Annotated in this window: 22 protein-coding genes; 11 read left to right on the forward strand and 11 right to left on the reverse strand. The window is 63.1% G+C overall.

From position 1 onward, the window contains the following. Positions 1 to 120 precede the first annotated feature (120 nt). Genes PVW27_RS02995 through PVW27_RS03010 form a run of 4 tightly spaced genes read left to right on the forward strand, consistent with a single transcriptional unit; the run spans position 121 to position 3,705 of the window. The gene (locus tag PVW27_RS02995; RefSeq protein WP_274555049.1) at positions 121 to 1,068 is read left to right on the forward strand and encodes a PDR/VanB family oxidoreductase; all 948 of its coding nucleotides are present in this window, start codon (positions 121 to 123) and stop codon (positions 1,066 to 1,068) included. Continuing rightward, on the forward strand, positions 1,058 to 2,242 hold the full coding sequence (locus PVW27_RS03000) for a Gfo/Idh/MocA family protein (RefSeq protein WP_274555050.1): 1,185 nt from the start codon (positions 1,058 to 1,060) through the stop codon (positions 2,240 to 2,242). The genes PVW27_RS02995 and PVW27_RS03000 overlap by 11 nt, the downstream gene beginning before the upstream one ends. 14 nt (positions 2,243 to 2,256) lie before the next feature. Beyond that, the gene (locus tag PVW27_RS03005; protein ID WP_274555051.1) at positions 2,257 to 3,249 is read left to right on the forward strand and encodes an ABC transporter substrate-binding protein; all 993 of its coding nucleotides are present in this window, start codon (positions 2,257 to 2,259) and stop codon (positions 3,247 to 3,249) included. Between the two features lie 9 nt (positions 3,250 to 3,258). After that, the gene (locus PVW27_RS03010; RefSeq protein ID WP_274555052.1) at positions 3,259 to 3,705 is read left to right on the forward strand and encodes a hypothetical protein; all 447 of its coding nucleotides are present in this window, start codon (positions 3,259 to 3,261) and stop codon (positions 3,703 to 3,705) included. A 3-nt stretch (positions 3,706 to 3,708) separates the two neighbouring features. Here PVW27_RS03010 and PVW27_RS03015 read toward each other — a convergent pair whose 3' ends face one another. Continuing rightward, positions 3,709 to 4,221: a MarR family winged helix-turn-helix transcriptional regulator gene (locus tag PVW27_RS03015; RefSeq protein WP_274555053.1), complete on the reverse strand. Its 513-nt coding sequence runs from the start codon at positions 4,219 to 4,221 to the stop codon at positions 3,709 to 3,711. A gap of 232 nt (positions 4,222 to 4,453) precedes the next feature. Between PVW27_RS03015 and PVW27_RS03020 the strand changes: the two genes are divergently transcribed. From PVW27_RS03020 to PVW27_RS03040, 5 genes are read left to right on the forward strand one after another with little or no spacing between them, the layout of a single operon-like run. Next, the gene (locus tag PVW27_RS03020; RefSeq protein WP_274555054.1) at positions 4,454 to 5,518 is read left to right on the forward strand and encodes a hypothetical protein; all 1,065 of its coding nucleotides are present in this window, start codon (positions 4,454 to 4,456) and stop codon (positions 5,516 to 5,518) included. Then, positions 5,515 to 5,904, forward strand: a complete 390-nt coding sequence (locus PVW27_RS03025) for a hypothetical protein (protein ID WP_274555055.1) — start codon at positions 5,515 to 5,517, stop codon at positions 5,902 to 5,904. The genes PVW27_RS03020 and PVW27_RS03025 overlap by 4 nt, the downstream gene beginning before the upstream one ends. After that, positions 5,901 to 7,283, forward strand: coding sequence for an acetyl-CoA carboxylase biotin carboxylase subunit (locus PVW27_RS03030; protein ID WP_274555056.1), 1,383 nt, complete (start codon positions 5,901 to 5,903; stop codon positions 7,281 to 7,283). The genes PVW27_RS03025 and PVW27_RS03030 overlap by 4 nt, the downstream gene beginning before the upstream one ends. Continuing rightward, complete coding sequence (locus tag PVW27_RS03035) at positions 7,280 to 7,774, forward strand: acetyl-CoA carboxylase biotin carboxyl carrier protein (protein WP_274555057.1); 495 nt, start codon at positions 7,280 to 7,282, stop codon at positions 7,772 to 7,774. The genes PVW27_RS03030 and PVW27_RS03035 overlap by 4 nt, the downstream gene beginning before the upstream one ends. A 7-nt stretch (positions 7,775 to 7,781) precedes the next feature. Beyond that, positions 7,782 to 9,248 carry a hypothetical protein gene (locus PVW27_RS03040; protein WP_274555058.1) on the forward strand — a complete coding sequence of 489 codons (1,467 nt, stop codon included), beginning with the start codon at positions 7,782 to 7,784 and terminating at the stop codon, positions 9,246 to 9,248. On the opposite strand, the gene PVW27_RS03045 is transcribed toward PVW27_RS03040, so the two are convergent. The 7 genes from PVW27_RS03045 to PVW27_RS03075 all read right to left on the reverse strand — a co-directional run bounded on the left by PVW27_RS03045 (position 9,245) and on the right by PVW27_RS03075 (position 14,557). Next, positions 9,245 to 9,976, reverse strand: coding sequence for a GntR family transcriptional regulator (locus tag PVW27_RS03045; protein ID WP_274555059.1), 732 nt, complete (start codon positions 9,974 to 9,976; stop codon positions 9,245 to 9,247). The two genes, PVW27_RS03040 and PVW27_RS03045, sit on opposite strands and share 4 nt — an antisense overlap. Positions 9,977 to 10,091: 115 nt before the next feature. After that, positions 10,092 to 10,394 (reverse strand): hypothetical protein, encoded by a 303-nt coding sequence (locus PVW27_RS03050; RefSeq protein WP_274555060.1) that lies wholly within the window; start codon positions 10,392 to 10,394, stop codon positions 10,092 to 10,094. Beyond that, positions 10,378 to 11,460 carry a hypothetical protein gene (locus tag PVW27_RS03055; RefSeq protein ID WP_274555061.1) on the reverse strand — a complete coding sequence of 361 codons (1,083 nt, stop codon included), beginning with the start codon at positions 11,458 to 11,460 and terminating at the stop codon, positions 10,378 to 10,380. The genes PVW27_RS03050 and PVW27_RS03055 overlap by 17 nt, the downstream gene beginning before the upstream one ends. Next, the gene (locus PVW27_RS03060; protein ID WP_274555062.1) at positions 11,460 to 11,879 is read right to left on the reverse strand and encodes a hypothetical protein; all 420 of its coding nucleotides are present in this window, start codon (positions 11,877 to 11,879) and stop codon (positions 11,460 to 11,462) included. The genes PVW27_RS03055 and PVW27_RS03060 overlap by 1 nt, the downstream gene beginning before the upstream one ends. After that, positions 11,876 to 13,360, reverse strand: a complete 1,485-nt coding sequence (locus tag PVW27_RS03065; RefSeq protein WP_274555063.1) for an FAD-binding protein — start codon at positions 13,358 to 13,360, stop codon at positions 11,876 to 11,878. Before PVW27_RS03065 ends, PVW27_RS03060 begins: the two co-directional genes overlap by 4 nt. Positions 13,361 to 13,481: 121 nt before the next feature. Then, positions 13,482 to 14,171 (reverse strand): RES family NAD+ phosphorylase, encoded by a 690-nt coding sequence (locus tag PVW27_RS03070; RefSeq protein ID WP_274555064.1) that lies wholly within the window; start codon positions 14,169 to 14,171, stop codon positions 13,482 to 13,484. After that, complete coding sequence (locus PVW27_RS03075; RefSeq protein WP_274555065.1) at positions 14,168 to 14,557, reverse strand: antitoxin Xre-like helix-turn-helix domain-containing protein; 390 nt, start codon at positions 14,555 to 14,557, stop codon at positions 14,168 to 14,170. The genes PVW27_RS03070 and PVW27_RS03075 overlap by 4 nt, the downstream gene beginning before the upstream one ends. 206 nt (positions 14,558 to 14,763) lie before the next feature. Between PVW27_RS03075 and selD the strand changes: the two genes are divergently transcribed. Next, positions 14,764 to 16,944 carry a selenide, water dikinase SelD gene (selD, locus tag PVW27_RS03080; protein ID WP_274555066.1) on the forward strand — a complete coding sequence of 727 codons (2,181 nt, stop codon included), beginning with the start codon at positions 14,764 to 14,766 and terminating at the stop codon, positions 16,942 to 16,944. Positions 16,945 to 16,947: 3 nt separating this feature from the next. Here the strand turns inward: selD and mnmH are convergent, their stop codons facing one another. Both mnmH and putA read right to left on the reverse strand, forming a co-directional pair. Beyond that, entirely contained in the window at positions 16,948 to 17,994 is a 1,047-nt protein-coding gene (gene mnmH / locus PVW27_RS03085) for a tRNA 2-selenouridine(34) synthase MnmH (protein WP_274555067.1), read from the reverse strand. 111 nt (positions 17,995 to 18,105) lie between these two features. Next, the gene (putA, locus tag PVW27_RS03090) at positions 18,106 to 21,621 is read right to left on the reverse strand and encodes a bifunctional proline dehydrogenase/L-glutamate gamma-semialdehyde dehydrogenase PutA (RefSeq protein ID WP_274555068.1); all 3,516 of its coding nucleotides are present in this window, start codon (positions 21,619 to 21,621) and stop codon (positions 18,106 to 18,108) included. Positions 21,622 to 21,755: 134 nt separating this feature from the next. Here putA and PVW27_RS03095 point away from each other — a divergent pair, with 134 nt between their 5' ends. Beyond that, the gene (locus tag PVW27_RS03095; protein WP_274555069.1) at positions 21,756 to 22,226 is read left to right on the forward strand and encodes an Lrp/AsnC family transcriptional regulator; all 471 of its coding nucleotides are present in this window, start codon (positions 21,756 to 21,758) and stop codon (positions 22,224 to 22,226) included. Between the two features lie 7 nt (positions 22,227 to 22,233). On the opposite strand, the gene PVW27_RS03100 is transcribed toward PVW27_RS03095, so the two are convergent. After that, complete coding sequence (locus PVW27_RS03100) at positions 22,234 to 23,361, reverse strand: CaiB/BaiF CoA transferase family protein (RefSeq protein WP_274555070.1); 1,128 nt, start codon at positions 23,359 to 23,361, stop codon at positions 22,234 to 22,236. Between the last annotated feature and the right edge of the window lie 178 nt (positions 23,362 to 23,539).

Consider the following 23,539-nt stretch of genomic DNA (forward strand, 5'->3'; position numbering starts at 1 on the left):
ACCTCCCTCGACAACATCCCTTAGCTATCTAATCTGTGACAGGAGATTTCAAAAGTCTAGTCCGTTGACAGGATTATTTAGATATCTAAGATATGACTTCAAACAAGGAGACGCCTACCGATGTCACTGGCTGTGCCCATGCGTCCATTCCACGTTGCTGCGCGCCGCGCCCTGACCGAAACAATCGCCGAGTTTACATTGACCCCCGCAGATGGCGGAGAAATCGCCACGTTCACTGCGGGATCGCATGTCACGGTGGAAACGCCATCGGGCGCGATGCGTCGTTATTCGCTGGTGAATGAGGGCGAAGTTCCGGACTCTCTGGTGATTGCCGTGAAACGCGAACCGCAGTCACGCGGGGGATCAGCCTCAATGCACGGGGAGGCGCAACCGGGCACCATCCTGAACGTCAGCGCGCCTCAGAACAACTTTGCCCTGCAATCCGCGCCAAGATACCTGCTGATCGCCGGTGGCATCGGGATCACCCCGATCTTGGCTATGGGACAGCATCTGAGGGCGATCGGCAAACCCTTCGATCTGATCTATTGCACCCGCAGTGTCGCCGAGACCGCCTATCTGGATGCAGTGCGCGCGTTGGGACACCGGGTCACCATCCATCACGACAATGGTGATCCGCACCAGCTCTATGATTTTTGGGATCATTTCGAGACGCCGAGTTCCGCTCAGGTCTATTGCTGCGGACCGGCGCCATTGATGGAAGAGATCAAGGCTGTCAGCGGCCATTGGCCCGAAGGACGTGTGCATTTCGAGGACTTCAAGGGGATCGACGCCGTGCGCCCGAGTGATCAGCCGTTCCGCGTCTCCCTGCATGGTACCGGGCAGGTGGTGGATGTGGCGGCCAGCAAATCCATCCTCGAAGCGTTGCGGGATGCTGGAATCCGCGTCGCCTCATCCTGCGAAAGCGGCACCTGCGGCACATGCCGCTGTCGGTTGATTTCGGGGCGGGCCGATCACCGCGACATGGTGCTTATGGAGGAAGAGAAAGACAGCCAGATCATGATCTGCGTCTCGCGGGCGCAAAGCGGGGATCTGACCATTGCCCTCTAGCGACCATCCCATCGGTCTGGGAGTCGCGGGCCTTGGGCGGGCCTTCATGCTGACCCTTCCCAGCATCCTGGCGGATCGCCGCTTTCGCCTGGTCGCAGCGGCAGCCCCCCGGGAAGAGTCCCGCGCGGCTTTCGCTGCGGCCTTTGGCGGTTCCGTTCATGCGGATGTCGCAGAGCTTTGCCACGATCCAAATGTAGACGCGGTCTACATCGCCACACCTCACCAGATGCACCGGGACCATGTCATCGCCGCTGCGTCCGCTGGAAAGCACGTGCTGGTTGACAAGCCTTTGGCCATTGCGATGGAGGATGGGGCGGCAATGGTCGCCGCAGCCGAGGCCGCGGGTATCCAGATGATCGTCGGCCCCAGCCACAGCTTTGACGGCCCCGTGGCACAGGCTCACGCGATGATTCAAAGCGGCAAACTGGGCCGCCTTCGCATGATCCAGGCTTTCAACTATACCGATTTCCTGTATCGACCCCGCCGCAGCGAGGAATTGGACACCGCCCAGGGCGGCGGCGTGATCTTTAGCCAGGCGGTGCATCAGATCGACATTGTCCGCCTGCTGGCGGGCGGGCTGGCCCGCAATGTGGCCGCGCAAACCGGCCGCTGGGATCAAAGCCGCCCTACCGAGGGGGCCTATGCCGCGCTGATCGCCTTTGCCGACGGAGCTTTCGCCTCTCTGCTCTATTCCGGCTACGCGCATTTTGACAGCGATGCGTGGATGGACTGGGTGGGCGAGTTGGGTCACGCCAAGGACCCTTCGCGCTATGGGGCAGCGCGGCAGATGTTGACGCAAGCCCCGGATGCACAGACCGAGGCGGCGTTGAAGCAGTCTCGCGGCTACGGTGCTTCGCCCGTTCCGGATCCTGCACCACATCATGAACACTTCGGCCCGATCATCCTGTCGCTGGACCGCGCCGATCTGCGCCTGACCCCGGGCGGGCTCTGGCTCTATGGCGATACCGAACAGCGGTTCATTCCTGCGCCACGCATTCTTTCGCCGCGGGCAGGCGCTCTGGATGCGCTGCATGATGCAGTGCGATTGGGTCGCCGCCCGGTTCAATCCGGGGCGTGGGGCCTGGCCAATCTGGAAATCTGTCACGCCATCCTGCACGCCGCCGCAACCGGGCAGTCGGTGGGTCTTGCCCATCAGATCGCACCAGCTGATTGATGAAAGGAAGTTCGATGTCCAGAATTCAGCTTTCCCTTGCGATGGGAGACTACGATCGCACCCGCCCTATCCATGATGGACGGGTGCAGATCGACGGAGTCGAGGCGATCACGCAGCTTCTGTCACCGGAGGAGATGTTCTTTCGCGTGTTCCGGCACGAAGCCTTTGATGTGTCCGAGATGTCCTTCTCGTCCTATTGCGTGAAACTTGCGCGCGGGGACAGTCCCTATATCGCGTTGCCTGTCTTCCTGTCGCGCGCCTTTCGTCATACCTCGGTCTATATCCGCACTGATCGCGGCATCCGCTCCCCGGCCGATCTCAAGGGGCGACGCATCGGTATCGCCGAATACCAGTTGTCGGCCAATGTCTGGGTGCGTGGCATTTTGCAGGACGATCATGGCATCGCCCCCAGCGATATCACATGGGTGCGGGGCGGGATGGACACTCCCAGCCGACCCGAGAAGATTGCGCTGCAATTGCCCGTCGCCATCCGTATTGAACCCGCCCCCGACGGTGCCACACTGAACGCGATGCTGGCGGCAGGCGAGATTGACGGCTTTATCGGCCCGCGCTGGCCGCGCTGCTTTGCCGAAGGTCACCCACATGTGGGGCGGCTGTTTACCGATAGTGTCGGCGCGGCAGAAGACTATTTCCGGCGGCGCGGGGTCTTTCCGATCATGCATCTTCTGGGACTGCGCCGCAGCCTTGCCGACACCCACCCGTGGTTGCCCGGCGCGCTGGTCAAGGCGTTCGGCCAGGCCAAGGCCATGGCACAGGCCGCGCTGGAGGATACTTCGGCCACCAAGGTGACCATGCCCTTTGTCGAAGACAACCTCGCTCGCGCCAAGGCGCTGATGGGGCCGGATTTCTACAGCTATGGCGTAGCGAACAACGAGGCGACGCTGGACGCCTTTCTGGATTATCACCACGCGCAAGGACTGTCCGCGCGCCGCTTGGGCATCGATGAGTTGTTCCACCCCGCCACTTATGAATCCTACAGCCTGTAAGAGAGCCAGATGCTAGCTGCCGCAAAACTGCCCTTGGGCGAGATTGTCGAAATCACCACGGAACACGGCCTGCGCTATGTGCAGATCACGCATCACCACCCCTCCTACCCCGAGGTCGTACGCGCTCTGAAAGGGTGTTTTGAGCAGCGCCCCTCACTGGACAGCCTGGCCCTAGCCCAAAGTGATTTTCATGCGCTCTGCCCGGTCGGTGACAGTCTGGCGGCAGGAACGCTGAAAGGAGAGGCTTTGGGCAGCCGCCCCCTGCCCGACCACGCCCGCGCCTTTCCCACCTTTCGCACGCCGATCCGGGACCGTCGGGGCGATGTGATCTACTGGTGGTTCTGGGATGGCGAAGCACTGCGATTTGACGCCGCACCGCCTCCCGAAGCCGAAACCTGGCCCCTGCGCGAGATCACAGGAGCCGGGACGTTGCTCAGACGATTGACACAAAGCTAGGCGCTACAGATCGGTTGTCACACGCGTGGGCGGCATCTTGCGGCCTTCAGCGATGCCTTGGTCTTCGTCGCGCTGCAGATTCTCTATGATGGTGAAGAGCATCCGCCGCAGATGCGCCTGGTCCGCATCACTCAAGCCCGCCAAGGCTACGGCATTCACCTCAAGAGCCATCGGTTCCAGTTTTTCGCGCAGATCGCGGCCCAGTTCGGTCAGGAAAACACGCTGTCGCCGCTGATCATCTTCGGATTTTCGCCGCGCGACATAGCCCAGCGCCTCCAATCGTTCCAGCGCCTTGTGGGTGGTCGGCTCGGTCAACATGGCCCGCGTGCTGAGTTCCCGCTGGCTGATACCATCCTGTTCCCAAAGGATCCGCAGAAACACCCAATGCCCGAAGGTCACGTCCAGTTCGGTCAAGCGGATCTGCAGCCCGCGCGTGAATCCCCGCCCCGCCAGACGCACCAGATGGGCGATCCGCTCCTTGGGTGACAGGTTCATCGGCACAGGGGACTCCATCATCGACATGACCTTGGGAAACGCGCCGCATGGGCAATCCTGATGACGATACCCGGCACAGCACCGCTGTAAAAGGCTGAAATCCCACGGCAGTTTTGATCAAGCCGGCGTGGCAATCGCCAACATCAACACCATTGCATGCAAAAAAATAGTTATCGGTGAAATTATGTCTGGTTTCGCGCTATTTTGCATGCAAAAATTTCCATGCTGCAACACATCGACCTTAGGATCCCAAATGGAATCGATTTCCCGATACGGCACGCCGCAAACCCGACTGATCTCGATGCTGAAAAGTTTTGATTACCCGTTTCGGCATGTGCAGGCAGGCGACAAATTCGCCATTCTGACCGACGATCAGATGGACCCGTTGATCTGGCAAGCGATGATGGGAACCTTGCATGCCCGCGGAGCAGAAGTATGCCTGTGTCTCTACCCCAAACGCGCGTATCATTGCGCCGACCCATCGCCTATTGCCGTCGGGGCCGCGAAAGAGGCCGATGTGGTGATCGCATTGACCACGACTGCGCTGAACAGTGGAACGCCCGGCTTGCGGCAAATCCGTTCTGAAGGCGGGGCCAAGGGCAAGACCCCGATCTGGCTGTGGGAGGAAATCAACCAGGAGATCCTGATCGAAGGTGGCGGGGCCTGCACCGAAGAAGATGTGCTGGAGATGTGCGAGTTGCAGCGCCGCATGGGCGAAATCTGCGATGCGGGCAAAACGATCACCGTCACGACACCCGCAGGCACAAACCTCACCGCCGATATCACCGGCTATCCGCCCGGCGCCCTTGCACGGCGCTGGGGCGCCATCCCCTTCACACGTGATGCGCAAACCGGACGTTTTGGCCTGTCCCCCGGCACATGGCCCTTCGGCGAATTCCATGTGGAGCCAAAGGCGGGCACGGCCAATGGCGTTGTGGTCTGGGATCATACCGGCCAGCATCCTGCCGGTCATTGGCACGAACCTGTGACAGTGCGCATCGAGAACGGTGTGGCCGTATCCATCGACGGCGGGCATGAGGCCGCGCAGATCCGAGACTATCTGAAAGCCTATGGAGACGAGAATTCCTATGTGGTTGGGGGTGAGATCTCGATCGGCACGAACCGCAAGTGCCCGCCCTATACCGGCAACATGCGCAGCGAGAAGAAACGCTACGGCGCAATGCATTTCGGCATTGGCCACGGGGCGGACCGCGGCGAAGTGGTCAGCAAATTGCGCTATGAGGGCATTTGCGACCGCGTGACGATGATCGTGGATGACACGCATGTCATCGCCAAGGACGGGATCATCCTGGTATGAGCTTGCGCGCGCACCTGACTGATGCGGATGTGATGCAGATCATGCGGGCTTTCAGGAACTCCACCTTGACAAGCCTTGATCTGACAGGTCCCGGCGCGGCGCTGCACCTGTCCCGAAGACGGTCAACGCGCGCGTTTGCAGATGAGTTGATCGTTGCGCCATATGTCGGCATCTTCACGCCTCATCCGGACATCATCTTGGGTGCCTCTGTCGCAACAGGCGATCTGCTGGGTCATATCCGCAGCATCGGGCAAACCGTTGACCTGCGGGCCGGGTCGCCTGGCCATCTGACTGAAATTTCCGTTCCGTCAGGCCGCTTTGTTGAATTCGGACAAACCCTCTTCACGCTGCGTCTCAGCCCGCAAGCCCAGGGTGCCGCTGCATGAGTGTAACCCGCATATTCATAGCCAACCGCGGTGAAATCGCGCTGCGTGTGATCCGTGCTGCCACAGCGGCGGGGCTGGAAACTGTGCTGGGCGTGTCCGAGGCTGACCGCGACAGTCTTCCCGCGCGTATGGCCTCCAGGACAGTCTGCCTAGGGCCTGCCCCCGCATCGGCCAGCTATCTGAACATCGATGCCGTGGTGACTGCGGCAAAAGGCACGGGCTGTGATGCTCTGCATCCCGGCTATGGATTCCTGGCCGAGAACGCCGCTTTGGCCGATCTCTGCGCCGCGCAGGGCATCACCTTCATCGGGCCGCGCGGCGACACCATCCGCGCTTTGGGAGACAAGATCACCGCGCGCGGCCTGGCCGAGACAGCAGGCGTTCCCGTGGTGCCGGGCCGCGATCAGATCACGGATTTCGCCGATGCCAAAGTCGCCGCGGCTGCGATTGGTTATCCAGTCCTGCTGAAAGCCACCGCAGGCGGCGGCGGGCGTGGCATGCAGGTGGTGCGCAGCGAAGCCGACCTGCAACCCGCCTTTGACACGGCGCGCGCCGAAGCCCGCGCCGCCTTCGGCAATGACACGCTCTATCTGGAACGCTTCATCGGCAAGGCGCGCCATGTCGAGGTGCAGGTTCTGGGCGACCGTTTCGGCACGGTGCTGCATCTGGGCGAGCGTGACTGCACTCTGCAACGCCGTCACCAGAAAATCGTCGAAGAAGGTCCCGCCCTCCATGTCCCGGCAGCCATTGTCGCGCAGATGCGCGCAGCCGCCGTCGATCTGGCCGCATCAGTGGGATATGAGGGCGCGGGCACGGTGGAGTTCATCTATGACACGGATGCCAGCGCGTTCTATTTTCTTGAGGTGAACACCCGCATTCAGGTCGAGCATCCCGTGACAGAGATGCTGACGGGGGTGGATCTTGTGGCGCAACAGATCCGTATCGCCAATGGCTTGCCGCTGGATCTTGCACAATCAGATATCATCCTGACCGGGCACGCCATCGAATGCCGCATCACGGCCGAGAACGCGGCCGCAGGATTTCGCCCCTCGCCAGGTTTGATCACGTCCTGGCAGGCACCAACGGGCGTGGATATCCGGCTCGATAGCCATTGCCACGCCGGCTACAACGTGCCGCCATACTATGACTCACTTCTGGGCAAACTGATCGTCACAGGCCCGGATCGGGACACCGCCCTCGCCCGCATGCGCGCTGCTCTGCAAGAATTCGTGGTCGAAGGCATAGACACCACTTTGCCCTTCTTGCAGGCGCTGCTGGCGCGCTCCGAATTCGAGAAGGGCACCGTGAGCACCCGCTGGGTCGAGGCGGTGATGCAAGAACCGGACTTCTCAGAGCAAGTAAACAGGGGGCAGCGATGAGCGATCTAACCTATCAGGATGTGATCCGCATTCTGACCTTGGTCGATCAGGCCGAGGGTATGGATCTGGAACTGACCATGGGCGATCTGCACCTGAAGGTGGTGCGGGGGGCGGGCCATCACCCTGCGCCCGTTCCTGCCGCTGTCGCTCTCCAGCAAACGGGGGTGGCCAAAGGCCCTGCCCCTGCCACGGCACCGGACGCAGCGCCGACATCGCGCCCGGATCTGACCAAATTCCCGGATGCCCTTCCTGTGTTGGCTCCGATGGGCGGCATGTTCTATGCCGCGCCAGCCCCTAACCAGCCGCCATTCGTCATGGTGGGCCAGAAGGTGAAACAGGGTGATCAGTTGGGAATTGTCGAAGTGATGAAACTGTTCACCCCCATCACCGCCGAGGCGGATGGCGAGGTAGTGGCCATCGCCGTGGACAACCAGCAAACCGTGGCGCGTGGTGATGTCCTGATGCTGATCGCCCCCGCGCAGCAAGGATAGCCCGCACATGGTCAAGAAAATCAAGCTGCTGGACGAAACCTTGCGCAATGCACAGCAATCGCTTTGGGCCACGCGCATGCGCACCGAAAGCATGTTGCCCATTGCAGAGGTGATTGATCAGGCCGGTTTTGACACCGTTTGCGTGGCTGCCGGCGTGACCTTTGAATCCGCCGCCATGTTTCTGCACGAAGACCCTTGGGCACGGCAGCGGCTTCTGCGCCAGCGCATGCCCAGAACGCGCTTTGACGTTCTGGTCCGCGCGCGCAATCTGTGGGGTTGGAAAGCGCAGCCCTATGATGTGCAAACACTTTTCCTTGAAACCTTGCTGCGCAACGGGGTGGACAGTTTCAAACTGTTCGACGGCCTGAACGATTTACGCAACATGGCCTACCTGCTGAGCGAAGGACGGCGGCTGGGCTTCATGGTCAAGGGCTTCGTCGGTTTCAACGACAGCCCCGCCCATACGGACGCCTATCTGGCCAGAAAAGCCCGCGAATTTGTCGATCAGGGCGTGGATGCGATGGTGATTTCCGACAGTCCCGGCGTGATGAAACCCGAGCGCGCCTATTCCGCCCTGTCGGCTGTGCGGGCGGCGATTGGTGAAATGGAACTGCACTTCCACTGTCATACCGCAGCAGGGCTCGGCCGCGACGCCTGCCGCGAGGCGATCCGCGCCGATGTGGACGTGATCTGGACAGCCGCCCGCCCATTGGCATGGGGGTCAGCGCTGCCCGCCGCGCGAGACATGGTCGCCATGGCGCGGGAGGCGGGCTGCGAGGTGGACACGGACGATGCCGCCCTGGCCGTGATCGACGACTATTTCTATTGGGTCGCCCATAAGGAAGGCAGGACGGTGCCGCCCGAAAAGCCCTTTGATGAAGCGTATTACAAAGCCTATGTCGGCCATCAGATTCCGGGCGGAATGATTTCCAACCTCGTGCAGCAACTCAAGGATCGGGGGCTTTCAGATCACCTGCCCGCTGTGCTGGAAGAGGCAGGCCGCATCCGTGCCGAACTGGGCTACCCCCACATGTCCACGCCCTTCTCGCAATTCGTCGGCGTGCAGGCCCTGATGAATGTCACGCAAGGCACACGCTATGCCACCCCACCCGAAGCGCTGCGTCTTTACGCCCGTGGCGCCTTTGGCGAACATATCGCCGAGATGGATCAGAACATCCGCGACCTGCTTTCGCAGGGTCTGCCACCGATTGATCCTCTGGAAGGTCTGGACCAGCCTATCCTGCCAAAGATCCGGGCCGAATTCGGTCCATTCGACTCGGACGAAGATCTGCTCATGTTCCTTTTCATGCATCCCGCCGCCTACCAGGACTTTCACAAGAACAAGAAGCCCATTCTGGAATTGCCACGCTTGCATCCCGTGGCGGCCTTGTCGCAAGAAGTGATGGCCCGAAATCTGAGCCATTTCGAGATGCGGAAGGGTGATGCTGTGAGCTTGAAACTGAGCCGGGCCTAGCGGTCCGAGATCAAAGCCCCACCCGGCAGGGCGCGCGCCAAGGCCATGGTTTCGGGGTCGGCCAGATTGACACGCTTGTTGCGGGCACTGACGAAGGCATGCTCGCGCACACGCGCCTCGGCGCGCTGGCTGTGCCGCGCCCGCAACGCCAGCACGATCTCCAGATGATCCGCATGAGCGGATGCCAGTTGAGCATTCCCCTTGGCGAAATCCTTTCGTTCAAAAATGATCATTGCCGGCGACACCAGAGGCAGACGCGACATCTGATCGACTGCGACCCGGATCGCCCAATTGCCCGAAGCCTTGATCAGGGTGTCGTGAAATGCTGTATTCAGATTGATCCATGCCTGGCGTTGGCCCTCATCCTGCACCCCCATCGCAAGCGCCTGCGCCGAGCGCTGCAAGATATCGTCGAAGGCGCTGTCGACATCCTCAGGCAAGCCGCGCTCGGCGGCCTGACGCGCCGCCATGGCCTCAAGATTGCCGCGCACCTCGATAGCCTGCACGATTTGTTCGATCGAGAACCGGTTGACGCGGCATCCGCGATTTGGCGCGCGCGACAGCAGGCCCTCATGCTCCAGCATGCTCATCGCCAGCCGCGCGATGGTGCGTGAGACGCCAAGATCTTCGGCAACGCCTACCTCGCGCAGCTTGGCCGCGGGCATGTAGTCCCCGCGCAGCACCTTGCGGCGCAGCGCGTCAGTGGCATCTTCCAATGCAATGCTCATGCCTCTGGACTTCCTCTTGACCTACGCACCCCAACTAGTCGGACAGAAAGGCGCCTGGACGCAAGCCGTTTTGAACCGCGCCCCGTGTTTAACCGGACGAGAACATGGCCAGACATCAGAGGACGGACGCGTCCTGCAAGAGGGCCAGACAGGTCTTGGCGCGGGCCGGGAAGATGACCACCGCGCCCGAGGCGATCAGTTCCTGCGCCGAGATGTCCCGAAGCACCCAAACCGGGCCGCGCCGGTCGATCACGGTCGCGTCCGTGCCTGTCAGAAAAGCATCGTCCAGCGCCATGACCGCCAGCGTGTCATAGCCACCCCAAACCGCTGCAATCAGGCTGGCGCTCCACCATGTCAGGACGACGGCGATCACGGCGCATAGAAGCATCGGCCAGCGCGCCTCAGTAGTCATAGACATGCTCGATCACGACACCGCGCGCCACCAGTTCACCCAACAGCGCGACCGGCAGCTTCAACAGAAAGCGTGTCACGCCGCTGCGGTCATAGGTGAAGATCTCGGACACCTCGGGCGGCAGTTCCGGCAAGGCAGCGCCCAGCGCGCTGATCAGGATGATGTCATTCCCCGCGATCCCCTGCGGAACGGCACCGTGCGCCAGCACCTGTTGCAGGGCCGTCGTGAACGCGCGGTAGCGATCGACCTCGAAGACCCGGACCTCACCGGCGGTCTCGACCAGCGTCCAGCCGTCCGGCAGGGCAATCCCCTCCATCTCCGTCAACGCCACATCCATGCGCAGGGCATCGGGTGGCATTGTCGCCGCAAGATCGGTGATCACACCGGCCCAAGCCGCCTTGCCCGCCCATTCCAGACGCAGCGCCGCCCGCCGCAGGCGGTCTTTCCAGCCGTCCAGCGACAGCGCCTCAAGCCGGGTCAACCAGTCCTGAAACGGGTAGCGATACCAGGGCGTCTGCAGCAGGAAACCCGCATAGTCCCGCGCCATAGCGCGCTCAAGATCGGCCACCGGTCCGGGCTGATAGACGACAGCGCCCAGCGTTTCCTCGAACGCGCCCTTCAGCGCCATCTCGGCGGTGAAGCTGACACCGATCGTATAGACTGTCGCAGTCATCGAGGTCGCTCCGCCCACCGCATCGGCCTCGGCCATCAGGACGCAGAGCGAGGACCAGAACCCGGCGATCTGATGCATCCAACCCATGTCCCGCGGCGCGCCTGTTTCCAGTGCGGTCGCGTAGTCCTCATAGGCATAGACGATATGCCATTCGGGATAGGCCAGAAATGTGCGCCCTGCCTCACGCGAGGTATCGGTCCAGAGAGATTGCTGCACAGGGCCTGTCTCACCGTGACACAGCAGGGCCGTCCCGGCGACCGGAGCCAGCAGGACAAGAACAGGCAAGGCCAGCACGACGCATGCGATCAGGAGCAAGCGCCCGATGCGACGCCAGAGCGGCCTTGCACCGGCCTTGCGTTTCCCGTCCAGCCTGTCGTCCTTCGGCATAACCGGTACCATCAGCGGCGGTCCACAAGGCCAGCAAGCAATGCCACACCACCCAGTGCAAGATGCGGCGCATTGGCCGCCAGCCGAAAGACAAGCGAGCTGTCCTGTATCCCGTAAATCAGGATGCCCGCGTCAAGATAGCCCGATCCTGTCAGCATCCCCAGAAGCCCATCACCCAGATACAAGGCGCCAAAGCCGATCAGATAGGTCAACGCGGCGCGCCGTCCCAGCCAGCCCGCGATCCCGGCCCAAAGGGCCGAAGCCGCGTGCAGCATGTCGTCGTAGAAATCCAGCGCGAACACTCCAAGGATCGTGCCGTCGTCCTGCTTCAGTCCGGGGATCAGGTTCAGACCTGCCACAAGCGCAAGGATCACCGCATAGGCGAAAGCGATCTTCTGTGGCCGACTGATCCTGTTCTCATGCGCTGTCATGCCAGATCCTCCAGATAAGTGCTCCAGAACCCGTTGCGGAATTTCAACGCGGGATCATGGGCGCGTTTCAGCGCCACGAAATCACGCACCCGCGGATAGGCGCGCAGCAACTGCTGGCGCGTCGCATGGGGCCGATATGGCAGATAGTAGGAGCCGCCATGATCCAGTGCGGCGTCGATCAGCGCCTCGGTCATCCGGCGCATGTCCCCTTCAGCGCGGGTCGTCTTTTCCTGCGAGAACAGCAGGACGCAGGCGATCCGCTCCTCTGGCGCATAGGCCAGCAGGCTGTCGCGGTCAGGCGCAAGATAGCGCAGGGTGATGTTCAAAAGCTGCTGATAGGACCCAAGGATGATATCCCGCGCCGACCCGAGCCAGCCATCCAGACTGTCCGGTGGCAGGAAATACTCATGCAGGATATCGGTGCGGGACGGATCGCGGTCGTCCAGCGTCACAACAGGCTCGTTGATCAGCATGTTGCGTGTTGTCTCTCCAGCCAGGCGCGGGGCAATGCCGGCCTCGAAGATCCAGCGCAGTTCCTTGGCCACCTCATTGTCGACCTGCGCCCGGAAGACGGGTCTTGCCGCCTTGGACAGAAAGCCCGATCCGGTGACGGGGGGCAGTCCGGACTGTTCTGCGCTTGGTGCATATGTGATCAGCATGCCGTCACGGAAGAAATGTTTCTGATCAATCCGCAAGCGGCCATAGGCCATCGAGATCCCGCTGTCAGCCGCGAGACTTTCGACAAAGCGCGGGCCAATGGTGGATTGCGTCACAGGCGTAAAGGTCGGTGCCAGCCTTTGGTTCGGCACGGCCTCAAGCTCCATCTCGATGATTGCGCCGAACAGACCATAGCCCCCCATAGCGGCGGCAAAGAGCGTGCCATCCTGATCACGCGACAGCAGACGGATCTCGCCACGCGGGTCCATCAGCCGCACCCAACGCACGCTCTGCCCGCAGCCGGAAAAGGGCACCGGCCAGCCATGGGCGTTCACGCTATAGGTGGACGCCACACCGAAATCGTTGTTCGACTGCATGATCGCCGGTGACCAGCCCAGCGGATCGAGGGCTGCAATCACATCGGACCAGCGCGTGCCGCCGCTGACACGATAGCGCAACCGTCCGGAGGCGATATCCTCAGCCGTGCGATCCTGCACCTGAACGCTGCCGTCTTCGATGGTCACGACATGGCCATCCGCCACAAGGCTGTGCCCGCCCATCGAATGGCGCGCGGCGCTGACGACCATCGGACGATCCTTGCCCAGAACCGCAGTCAGCTGCTGTTCCAGGGCAGGGCCGTTCCGGGCAAGACGCAGATGTTCCGCAACCTTCACGGGTGACAATTCGCTGGCGTCGTTCAGCGTTTCTGCAAAATCCAACGGTGCCAGCGCGGCCGGCCTTGCACCACGGATCAAAGCCGTCGCACCAAGCCCGCCAAGGGCTGCGCCTGCGCCGACCAGAACGGCGCGTCGTGTCAGGGTCATGATCGAGTCCTTGAATGTCTTTGGGTCAAATGGCGGGGCGTCGCTTCAAATCAAGCGCTGACCATTTTCATCCAGACTGCAGAGAGTTTTGCAAGTGCGGCTTTCCACCGTTTGCCTGAAATCAGGCCCCCTCGACCGCGAAGTCGGGTGATCCGCTCCAGACAAGGGCCCAGCTTGCACCCGGACGCACATTCTGGATGATCCCCGGATCAAAGGCGACAAAGCACCGCCCGCCGGGATGGCGCACCGATGGGTAGATCAGGCCCCTATGCCCCGCCCGCCGCAGATCGGCGGCCAAAGCCTGCCCTGCGGGGTAGCCCTGCCCCGGATCGGGATCCAGCGCCGGATGCGTCTCGCCTTGCATATCCGGAAAATCGCCGATGAAATCGGCCAGCAACTCGACATAGCGGGCTTCGTCCTCAAAACGGCCGATATAGCCAAGTTCCCGCGTGCGGTGATAGCCGACCTCGGCGGCACTGGTCAGCATGTGCCAGGCGCAATACCACGCACCTCTGTCACCCGCATTGAAACGGTTCCCCGTAGGCCGCGTATAGGCGAAGGCGGCATTGATATGGCTCTGCCCGTAAAGCCGCAGATCGCTGGCGCGCCGGGCAAAGGCCAACTCGCGCCGGTCCAGTGCTGGCGTGCCCTCACGCTCGGCGATCAGGCGTGCGCTGGTCTCTCCCTCGATCTCGGCCAGAATGGCTGCCTCGGCATCCGTATCGACAAGTCCGCGCAGAACAGGCGGCTTGTGCCGCGTCTCGGGGATCAGCCGCACCAGTGCTCTGTCGTTGAGGGCGGTGATCTTCACACCCCGCCCCGCAGCGCATCGACATAGGCGCGCACACGCAGGATCTTGGGCAGGCCGCCCGCGATCATCGCATCGACAGGGCGCACACCCTCGAATTCCGGTCCGCGATTGGCCAGACGCACCCAGTCCCGCGCGATGGACTCGCTGAAATACAACTCCAGCGACTTGTAGAGACCGACCAGTGCACTCAGGCGCAGCATCTGATCGCGCGACAACTCACCCGCATAGCCGGGCTTCTTCGCACGTTTCCATGTGGATAGAGACAGATCGGCAAGGGCTGCGGCCTCCGGCAAGGTCAGCGACCACGCCTCTGCGATCCGGGCATACGCCTTGAGAGCGACAGCCTGCCGCTCCGGCACCGCACGTTCGAGGACAAGATGTTCCATCACCATTCCTTCCATGAAGACAACTGGATTATAGGACCAAATGGCCGCTATTTCAAGCTCATATGGCCTAACCCCATGTCGCAGCCCAGCCCACGACCAGAACAGACCGCCACATCCCCTGCGGCAATCGGTTCACGCCCAAGTGCATGGTCCTTTTCCCGGCGATGGTCTAACCCTGCGGGCATCTTTGACCAAAGGTCCGTTCCATGCAGTTGCCCCATCCCCTGACCCGCGACCTTGTCCTGATTGGCGGTGGCCATACGCATGCGCTGGTGCTGCGGAAATGGGCGATGGATCCTCTGGCCGGGGTGCGGGTGACGGTGATCAACCCCGCCCCGACCGCGCCCTACACGGGCATGCTGCCGGGACATATCGCAGGCCACTACGGGCGCGAGGATCTGGATATCGACCTTGTCAGGCTGGCCCGAGCAGCCGGGGCGCGGTTGATCCTTGACCGCGCTGTGGGCCTGGATGTGCAGGCCCGGCAAGTGCGCCTTGGTGCGGGGCGGGTGCTGGACTATGACGTCGCCTCTCTCGATATCGGGATCACCGCCGAAATGCCGGATATCCCCGGCTTCACGGACCATGCTGTCGCGGCCAAGCCACTGGATGTCTATGCCGCACGCTGGCGCGGATTTCTGGCCGAAGTTACGGCCGGCAAACGGCCACCGCATGTCGCGGTAATCGGTGCTGGCGTGGCCGGGGTGGAGCTGGCCATGGCGATGGCCCATGCGCTGTCCTTGGGCGGCACGCGCCCGCAGATTCATCTGATCGAAGCGGCGGACAACCTGACGGGAACCGGTGCTGCGACCCGCGCCCGTCTTCTGCGCGCGCTCAAAACCGCAGGTGTCACCCTGCACACCGGCGCAAGGATCAACCGGATCACCGAGGATGGCGCGCATCTGGAAGACGGCCGCGTGATCGCCGCCGCTCTGGTGGTCGGGGCGGCCGGGGCCTTCGCGCAGGGTTGGCTGGCGCAGACCGGCCTGCCCCTGACCACGGACGGTTTCGTGACCGTCGCTCCTGACCTGCGGGTCACGGGCCAAGAAAGTTTATTCGCTGCGGGCGATTGCGCGCATCTGACCCATGCTCCCCGTCCCAAGGCGGGCGTTTTCGCCGTGCGCGCCGCGCCTGTGCTGCATGACAATCTGCGCGCTGTTCTGTCCGGTCAGCCCACACGCAAATTCCATCCCCAACGCGACTATCTCAAGCTGATCTCGCTGGGAGAGCGGTCAGCCGTGGCCGAGAAATTCGGGCTGGCCTTTTCCGGCCCATGGCTCTGGCGCTGGAAGGACCGGATCGACCAGAGTTTCATGGAGAAATTCCGCACTCTGCCCGCCATGCCCGCGCCCGCCCTGCCCGCCATCCGTGCCTTGGGGGCCGAGGAGGTGGCCGGCCATGGGCAGCCGCTCTGCGGCGGGTGCGGCTCGAAACTGGGGGCGGATGCGCTGCACGCGGTGCTGTCTCGCCTGCCCGCGCCGGCGCGGACGGATATTCTGAGCCTTCCGGGGGATGATGCCGCGATCTTGGCCACGGGCGGTGCGCGGCAAGTCATGACGACAGATCACCTGCGGGCCTTCACCAACGATCCGGCCTTGATGGCTCGGATCACGGCGGTGCACGCTTTGGGGGATATCTGGGCCATGGGCGCCACCCCGCAGGCCGCGACCGCGACAGTGATCCTGCCGCCGATGTCGCCCGCCCTGCAATCGCGCACGATGGACGCGGTGATGCAGGCCGCTTCCGACGTGTTCCGCGCAGCGGGAGCCGAGATCGTAGGCGGCCATTCCACCACCGGAGCCGAACTGACGCTGGGTTTTACCGTGACAGGATTGTGCGAGGGCGCGCCGATCACCCATGCAGGTGGGCAACCCGGTGATGCGCTGATCCTGACACGCCCCATCGGATCGGGCACGATCCTTGCGGCCGAGATGCAGATGCGCGCCAACGGTCGCCATGTCGCGGCCTTGTTGGAAAGCATGACCCGCCCACAGGGCGATGCGGCGCAGGCATTGCGCTCAGCCCATGCGATGACAGATGTGACGGGCTTTGGCCTTGCAGGACATCTTCTGGCCATCTGTCGCGCCTCAGGCCTGAGGGCGGACCTCTGGCTGGATGCGATCCCGCTCTATGATGGTGCCGAACCCCTGGCTGTGGCCGGTATCCGCTCGACGGCATATCCCGCCAATCTGGCGGCCGCCCCTGTCACCGGCGGGTCAGGTCCGCGCGCCGTGCTGCTACACGATCCGCAAACGGCGGGTGGTCTGCTGGCCGCTGTCGCCCCAGATCAGGCAGAGGCACTGGTCGCAACATTGCGCATGATGGGGCATGGGGCAGCGATCATCGGCAGATTGCAGACAGGCGCGCCCGCCATCAACTGTATCTGAACCCTACCCCGCCGCGGCGATGATCTGGCCCAGCGCCGCGTCAAGTTCGGCATCCTCCAACCCGCCAAGGGTGATCCGCGTCAATGGCGCGCGCCCTTGCCGGGACTGCGCCTTGATATAGCGCGGGTCATAGTGCCGATCGACCAGATCGGCGGCCAGTGCTTCGAAATCTCCGCCCCGCGCCATGTCCTGCCACAGCGCGACCCTCTCGGCCCCGTGATAGGTCTTGAGAGGCGCGAGCTTGCTGCACAGCAGATCCGCATCGGCCAACAGATCGGCATAGGCCCGGCACAGATACCGCGCGCGCGCCGCCAAAGGCGCGTCCAGCGTCACATGATCCGCCGCCATCATCGCTTGCCACAGGCTGGGGGGCAGGATCAGCCGACCGATCTTGTTGCTCTCGGCCTCAAGAAATACCGGCCGCGCCGGATCAAGCCGCGCCAGCGCCATGGCCAGACGGCTTTCAAACGCTTTCTGCGCTGGCTGCCCGCCCGGTCGCCCGCCCATAAGCGAGCCGCGATGCGCCGCCATTGCTTCAAGATCAACCACCTGCGCCCCCGCCTTGGCCAACCTTGCCAGCAGTCGCGTCTTGGCCGTGCCTGTCCCGCCATCCAGCAGGATCAGGCGATGCGGCAAGGGATCATCGTAAAGCGCGCCGACCACCAGACGACGATAGCTTTTGTAGCCGCCCTCGATCAGGTCCACCCGCCAGCCGACCTGTGCAAGGATCGAGGCAAAGGACCCCGATCGCTGCCCGCCACGCCAGCAATAGATGAGCGGCCGCCAGCCACCGTCCTTGTCAGCCAAAGGCCCTTCCAGATGCGCGGCTGCATTGCGCGCCACCAGCGCCGCCCCGGTCTTGCGCGCCAGAAACCTGTCCTGTTGCACGTAGATGGTGCCTACGATGGCACGCTCGTCATCGGACAGGACCGGCAGGTTGATGGCCCCCGGAATATGATCCTCGGCATATTCGCTGGGCGCGCGCACATCGATGATCTCATCGAAGGGCAAGGCGGCCAAAGCAGCGAGCGAAGTCAGTTTCAGGGCCATGTCAGCACAACTTTCCAAGGCGTCAGCGCCCTGATCTAGCCTCTTGGCACGGCAATGGCCACTCCCTGCGCTTCATCGTTCCGCAAATACTCAAGACCCGCCTCTGCGCGATCACATCGCTGCGGTTTGGGCACCGTCCTCCGCCTCGGCAGCCAGCAAGGCCGCATTCCCGCCTGCTGCCGTGGTATCGATGCAGATATGCCGCTCGATCCGGCAGCGCGCCGCCAGATCGGCCCCGCAGGCCAGTCCGACCAATGCTCCGTCGCGTCCCGCCAATGCGCGCCGCGCCGCCGTCAGGTCGCGCCTGTCGGACCAAAGCGCGACCAGATCGACGCCGCGCAGATGTTCCAACGCGCCGCGCGGCAGCACACCGTCCACGCCCAGCGCGGCCGAGATACCGGGGGCCACGGCCAGCGCGTGACAACCATTGTCGCGGGCGATCCGCACCTGTTCGGTCGCGTCCGCCGCCGTAGGCCCAAGGCACAGCACCGTGCCGCGCCCGAAGGTGGACAGCCGATTGGACTCGCCCGTCGGCCCCGGCAGGTCGGTCACGGACAGCCGCGCCAGTTCCAGACCGCGCAACTGATCCAGCCGCGCCTGCACCGCACCCACATCGGCGGGTTTGCCTGCTTGGCCTGCGTGATCCATCACCGATGCCTTGAGGAAACGCGGCACATAGGACGGACCTCCCGCCTTGGGACCTGTGCCCGACAGCCCCTCGCCACCAAAGGGCTGGCTGCCGACGATGGCCCCGATCTGGTTGCGGTTGACATAGGCATTCCCCACCTTGAGCCGTGAGGTTACCTGTTCGACCCGCCCGTCGATGCGCGTATGCATCCCGAAGGTCAGACCAAAGCCACTGGCATTGACCGCATCAACCACCGAGTCGATCTGGTCGGCACTGAACGTGGCCACATGCAGGATGGGGCCGAAGACCTCGCGCTCCAGCGCCCCTATGCCGGGCACGCGGATCACGGCGGGACCGATGAAATGTCCGGATTCCGGCGCATCCATCGCTTTCAGCAGCGTGCCTGCCTTGCGCGCGGCGTCGATATAGTCCGCGAAATCGGCCTGCGCGCGCGCGTCGATCACAGGCCCCACGTCGATATCGTGATGCCACGGGTTGCCCAGACGCAACTCGTCCATCGCGCCGAACAGCATCTCCAGAAACGGTTTCTCGATATCCTTCTGCAAATACAACACCCGGAGCGCCGAACAGCGCTGCCCCGCCGACTGGAAGGCCGAGGCGATGATATCCCGCACCGCCTGTTCCGGCAGCGCCGTGCTGTCCACGATCATCGCATTGAGCCCGCCGGTTTCCGCGATCAACGCCGCATCGGGAGCCACGCCCTCCGCCATGGTCCGGTTGATCCGCTGCGCCGTCGTGGTCGATCCGGTAAAGCAGACGCCACCGACGCGCGCGTCACCCGTCAGCACCGGCCCCAGCACGGACCCGGCACCGGGCAGCAGTTGCAACGCCGTGCGCGGCACGCCAGCCTCATGCATCAACTTGACCGCGACATAGGCACATAGCGCCGTGGTTTCCGCAGGCTTCGCCAGCACGGCATTGCCAGCGGCCAGAGCCGCCGCGATCTGCCCGGTGAAAATCGCCAGCGGGAAATTCCACGGTGAAATGCAGGTGAATATCCCGCGCGCCTCGCCTTTCGCCTCTACGCCGCGCGCGGCGTAGTAGCGCAAGAAGTCAACGGCCTCGCGCAACTCGGCAATGGCATCCTTTGGCGTCTTGCCGGCCTCGCGTGCCAGCACCGCGAAAATCTCGCCGAAATTTTGCTCATAGAGATCGGCCACCCGGTTCAGCACAACGGCGCGAGTATGGGCGTCGGCCTGCCATGGCTGAGCGGCGCCAATGGCGGTTTCGGCATTGACCGCCGAACAGACAAATGTGCGTCCGACGATATCAGTGGGATCAGCGGGGTTCACCGCCTCCACCGCGTCGCCCTTGTCCAGATCGACAGCGGCCAGCGGCCCGGCCTGCCACTGATGCGGCGCGGCAAACGGTGCGCGGGCTTCTTCAATCATGGCCAGATCACGCGCTTCATGCAGATCGAAACCGCGCGAATTCGGCCGTTCCGGCGCATAGAGTGCGACCGGGTCCTTGACCGCGGCAGAGCGTCGCCCCGCCGGCCCATCCAGCCCGTCAAACGGATCGGCGGCCACGGCCTCGGGCGGCACATCCTCGTCCACGATCTGATTGACGAAGCTGGAATTGGCCCCGTTCTCCAGCAGACGGCGCACCAGATAGGCCAGCAGGTCGCGATGCGCGCCGACGGGGGCGTAGATACGGCAGCGCGTGCCCGCCTCTTTCATCACCACGTCATGCAGCACCTCACCCATGCCATGCAAGCGCTGGAATTCAAACGTATTTTTGTCCGCCGCCATCTCAAGGATAGCGGCCACCGTATGGGCGTTATGTGTGGCGAATTGCGGATAGATCCGGTCTGTCATGCTCAGCAGTTTCGCCGCACAGCACAGATAGGACACATCCGTCGCCACCTTGCGGGTAAAGACCGGAAACCCCTCCAGCCCCTCGACCTGGGCGCGCTTGATCTCGGTATCCCAATAGGCACCCTTGACCAGCCGCACCATGATGCGACGGTCCAGTTCTTCGGACAGGGCATAGAGCCAGTCTATGGTCTGGGACGCCCGCTTGCCGTAAGCTTGCACCACCACACCGAATCCATCCCACCCGGCCAGGCCCGGATCGCGCAGCACTGCCTCGATCACGTCCAGCGACAGATCCAGCCGGTCCGCTTCTTCCGCGTCGATGTTCAGCCCCATCCCCGCCTTGCGCGCCGCCAGCGCAAGGTCCAGCGTCGCGGGCGCAAGCTCTGCCATGACGCGGTCGTGCTGGCCCACCTCATAACGCGGATGCAGCGCACTCAGCTTGATCGAGATTCCAGGATTGGCGCGGATATCGTCATGGGTGCATTCCCCCGCCAGACGGGCAATCGCCTGCGCATAAGCCGCGTGATACTTGGCAGCATCGCGGGCGGTCAAAGCCGCCTCGCCCAGCATGTCATAGGAAAAGGTATACCCCTGCCCCGCCCGCGCAGATCCGCGCTTGATCGCCTCACCGATATCGCGACCCAGCACGAATTGATGACCCAGCTCTTTCATCGCGCGACTGACAGCCGAGCGGATGACCGGCTCACCCAACCGTTTGATCGCGCCATGCAGGACATTCGCCACACCTGGCGCCTGATCCTCCTTGAGCACCTTGCCGGTCAGCATCAGCGCCCATGTCGAGGCATTGACCAAGGAAGACGAGGACCGCCCCAGATGCGCGCCCCATTCGGAGGGTGCGATCTTGTCCTCGATCAGATCGTCGATCGTCTCGCGGTCGGGCACGCGGAGCAGCGCCTCGGCCAGACACATCAGCGCGATTCCCTCGTTCGTGGACAGGCCGTATTCGGACAGGAACACCTCCATCAGACCGGGACGCCCTGCCCCCCGGATCGACCGGACCAGACCGACAGCACGGGCCGTAGCTGCAGCGCGGGTCGCGGAGTCCGGCTGCAGATCGCTGCGCAAAGCGCTCAGCACCGCATCTTCGGGGCGGTGATGGGCGGCACGGATTTCATCGCGAAGAATGGCAAGACGGGACATGGCGGACTCCGACCGGGGATTTCAGGGGATAACTCTTGCCTCAAGGATACCAGATGCTTGACAGCCGTTTTTCCTGTTGATCAAGGTTGGACCAGCCGTTTGTATTTGTTTGCGGCCATTTTGAAGGAACATACATGTCAGACGAGTTGAAATCAGAACCGTTGGACCGGATCGACACCAAGATTCTGCGCGAGCTCAGCACGGACGGGCGCATCGCCATCACCGATCTGGCAAAGAAGGTCGGACTGTCCAAAAGCCCTTGTCAGGTGCGGATGAAACGCCTTCAGGATCAGGGCTATATTCAGGGTTTCCGCGCCGTGCTGAATCCGTCCAAACTGGGGCTGGACCATGTGGCCTTTGCCGAGGTGCGCTTGACCGACACGACTGAAAAGGCGCTGTCAGCCTTCAATCGCGCGGTCATGGACGTGCCCGAGATCGAACAGTGCCACATGATCGCTGGGTCCTTCGACTATCTGCTCAAGATCCGCAGCCGGGATATTCAAGCCTACCGATTGATCCTGGGCGAGGTGATCTCGGCGTTGCCCTATGTCGGCTCCACCTCGACCCATGTGTCGATGCAGGCCGTCAAGGACAGCGCCTTCTGAGATAGGTTCAGGTCAAGGCTCCGGTCCTGCGCATCGCCTCCAGCGTGGCTGCGTCATAGCCCAAGCCTGTCAGGACGGTGTCCGTATCCTGCCCCGGCGCGCCGGGCACGCCGGGCATGGCCGCTGGCGTGCGGTCAAAACGCGGCGCAGGCGCGGCCTGCATCACCCCATCCACCCGCAGGAACGTGCCCCGCGCGGCGTTGTGAGGGTGATGCTCGACCTCGTCCCAGTCCAGCACGGGGGCCACGCAGGCGTCCGTTCCCTCGAAAATCGCCATCCATTCATCGCGGGTCTTGCGCGCAAAGACCTGTGCGTAAAGGGCGCGGCGCGCGGGCCATGTGGCAGGATCGTTCTGATCGGCGCGATGCGCCTCAGGCAACCCCGCCAGCGTGACCAGTTCCGCAAAAAACTGCGGCTCCAATGGTCCGACAGACAGGGCACGCCCATCCTTGGTCGCATAGCAACGATAGAAGGGCGCGCCGCCGTCCAGAAGGTTTGCTTCCCGCCCCTGCCCCCAGCGTCCCAACGCCAACCACTGATGGATCAGCCCCATCATCGCAGGCACGCCATCCACCATCGCGGCATCCACCACCTGCCCGCGGCCCGAACGGCTGCGTTCATAAAGTGCGGCCAGCACCCCAAAGATCAGGAACATCGACCCGCCGCCATAGTCCGCCGCCAGATTGAGCGGCGGCACGGGTGGCCCATCCGCGCGCCCTATGGCACCCAACGCGCCTGACAGGGACAGGTAGTTGATGTCATGTCCTGCTGTCATCGCCAGCGGGCCGTCCTGTCCCCACCCGGTCATCCGGCCAAAGATAAGCCCAGGATTGATCGCGTGGCATGCGGCCGGTCCAAGTCCCAGCTTCTCCATCACGCCGGGGCGAAACCCTTCGATCAGGATGTCGGATTGCGCGATGATCCGCCGCGCTGCTTCAAGCCCATCAGACGATTTCAGGTTCAGCGCGACCGACTGCTTGCCGCGCCGATTCACGTCCGTCGCATCTGCGGGTGCCGAGGCGCGGTCGATCACCACAACCGTGGCCCCCAGATCAGCCATCAGCTGCCCTGCCAGCGGACAGGGGCCAAGACCCGCCATTTCAACAAGTTTCAGTCCATCCAACGGGCCTGCCATCAGCCGCTCCTCCATCCGTCCCAAGCGCAGGGTTGCAGGTTGCGCGCAGGATGCCAATACCCAGGCTGCGCACGCACCGAATGTGCTGCGACATCGCCCCGAAACCGGTCCGGTGCGACCGCCTGCCATGGCCAAAAAGAAACCCGGAAATCAACTTGTTCCTGCCCTTTACCCCCTG

This window comes from Seohaeicola sp. 4SK31, from assembly GCF_028802875.1.
Lineage (GTDB): Bacteria > Pseudomonadota > Alphaproteobacteria > Rhodobacterales > Rhodobacteraceae > Seohaeicola.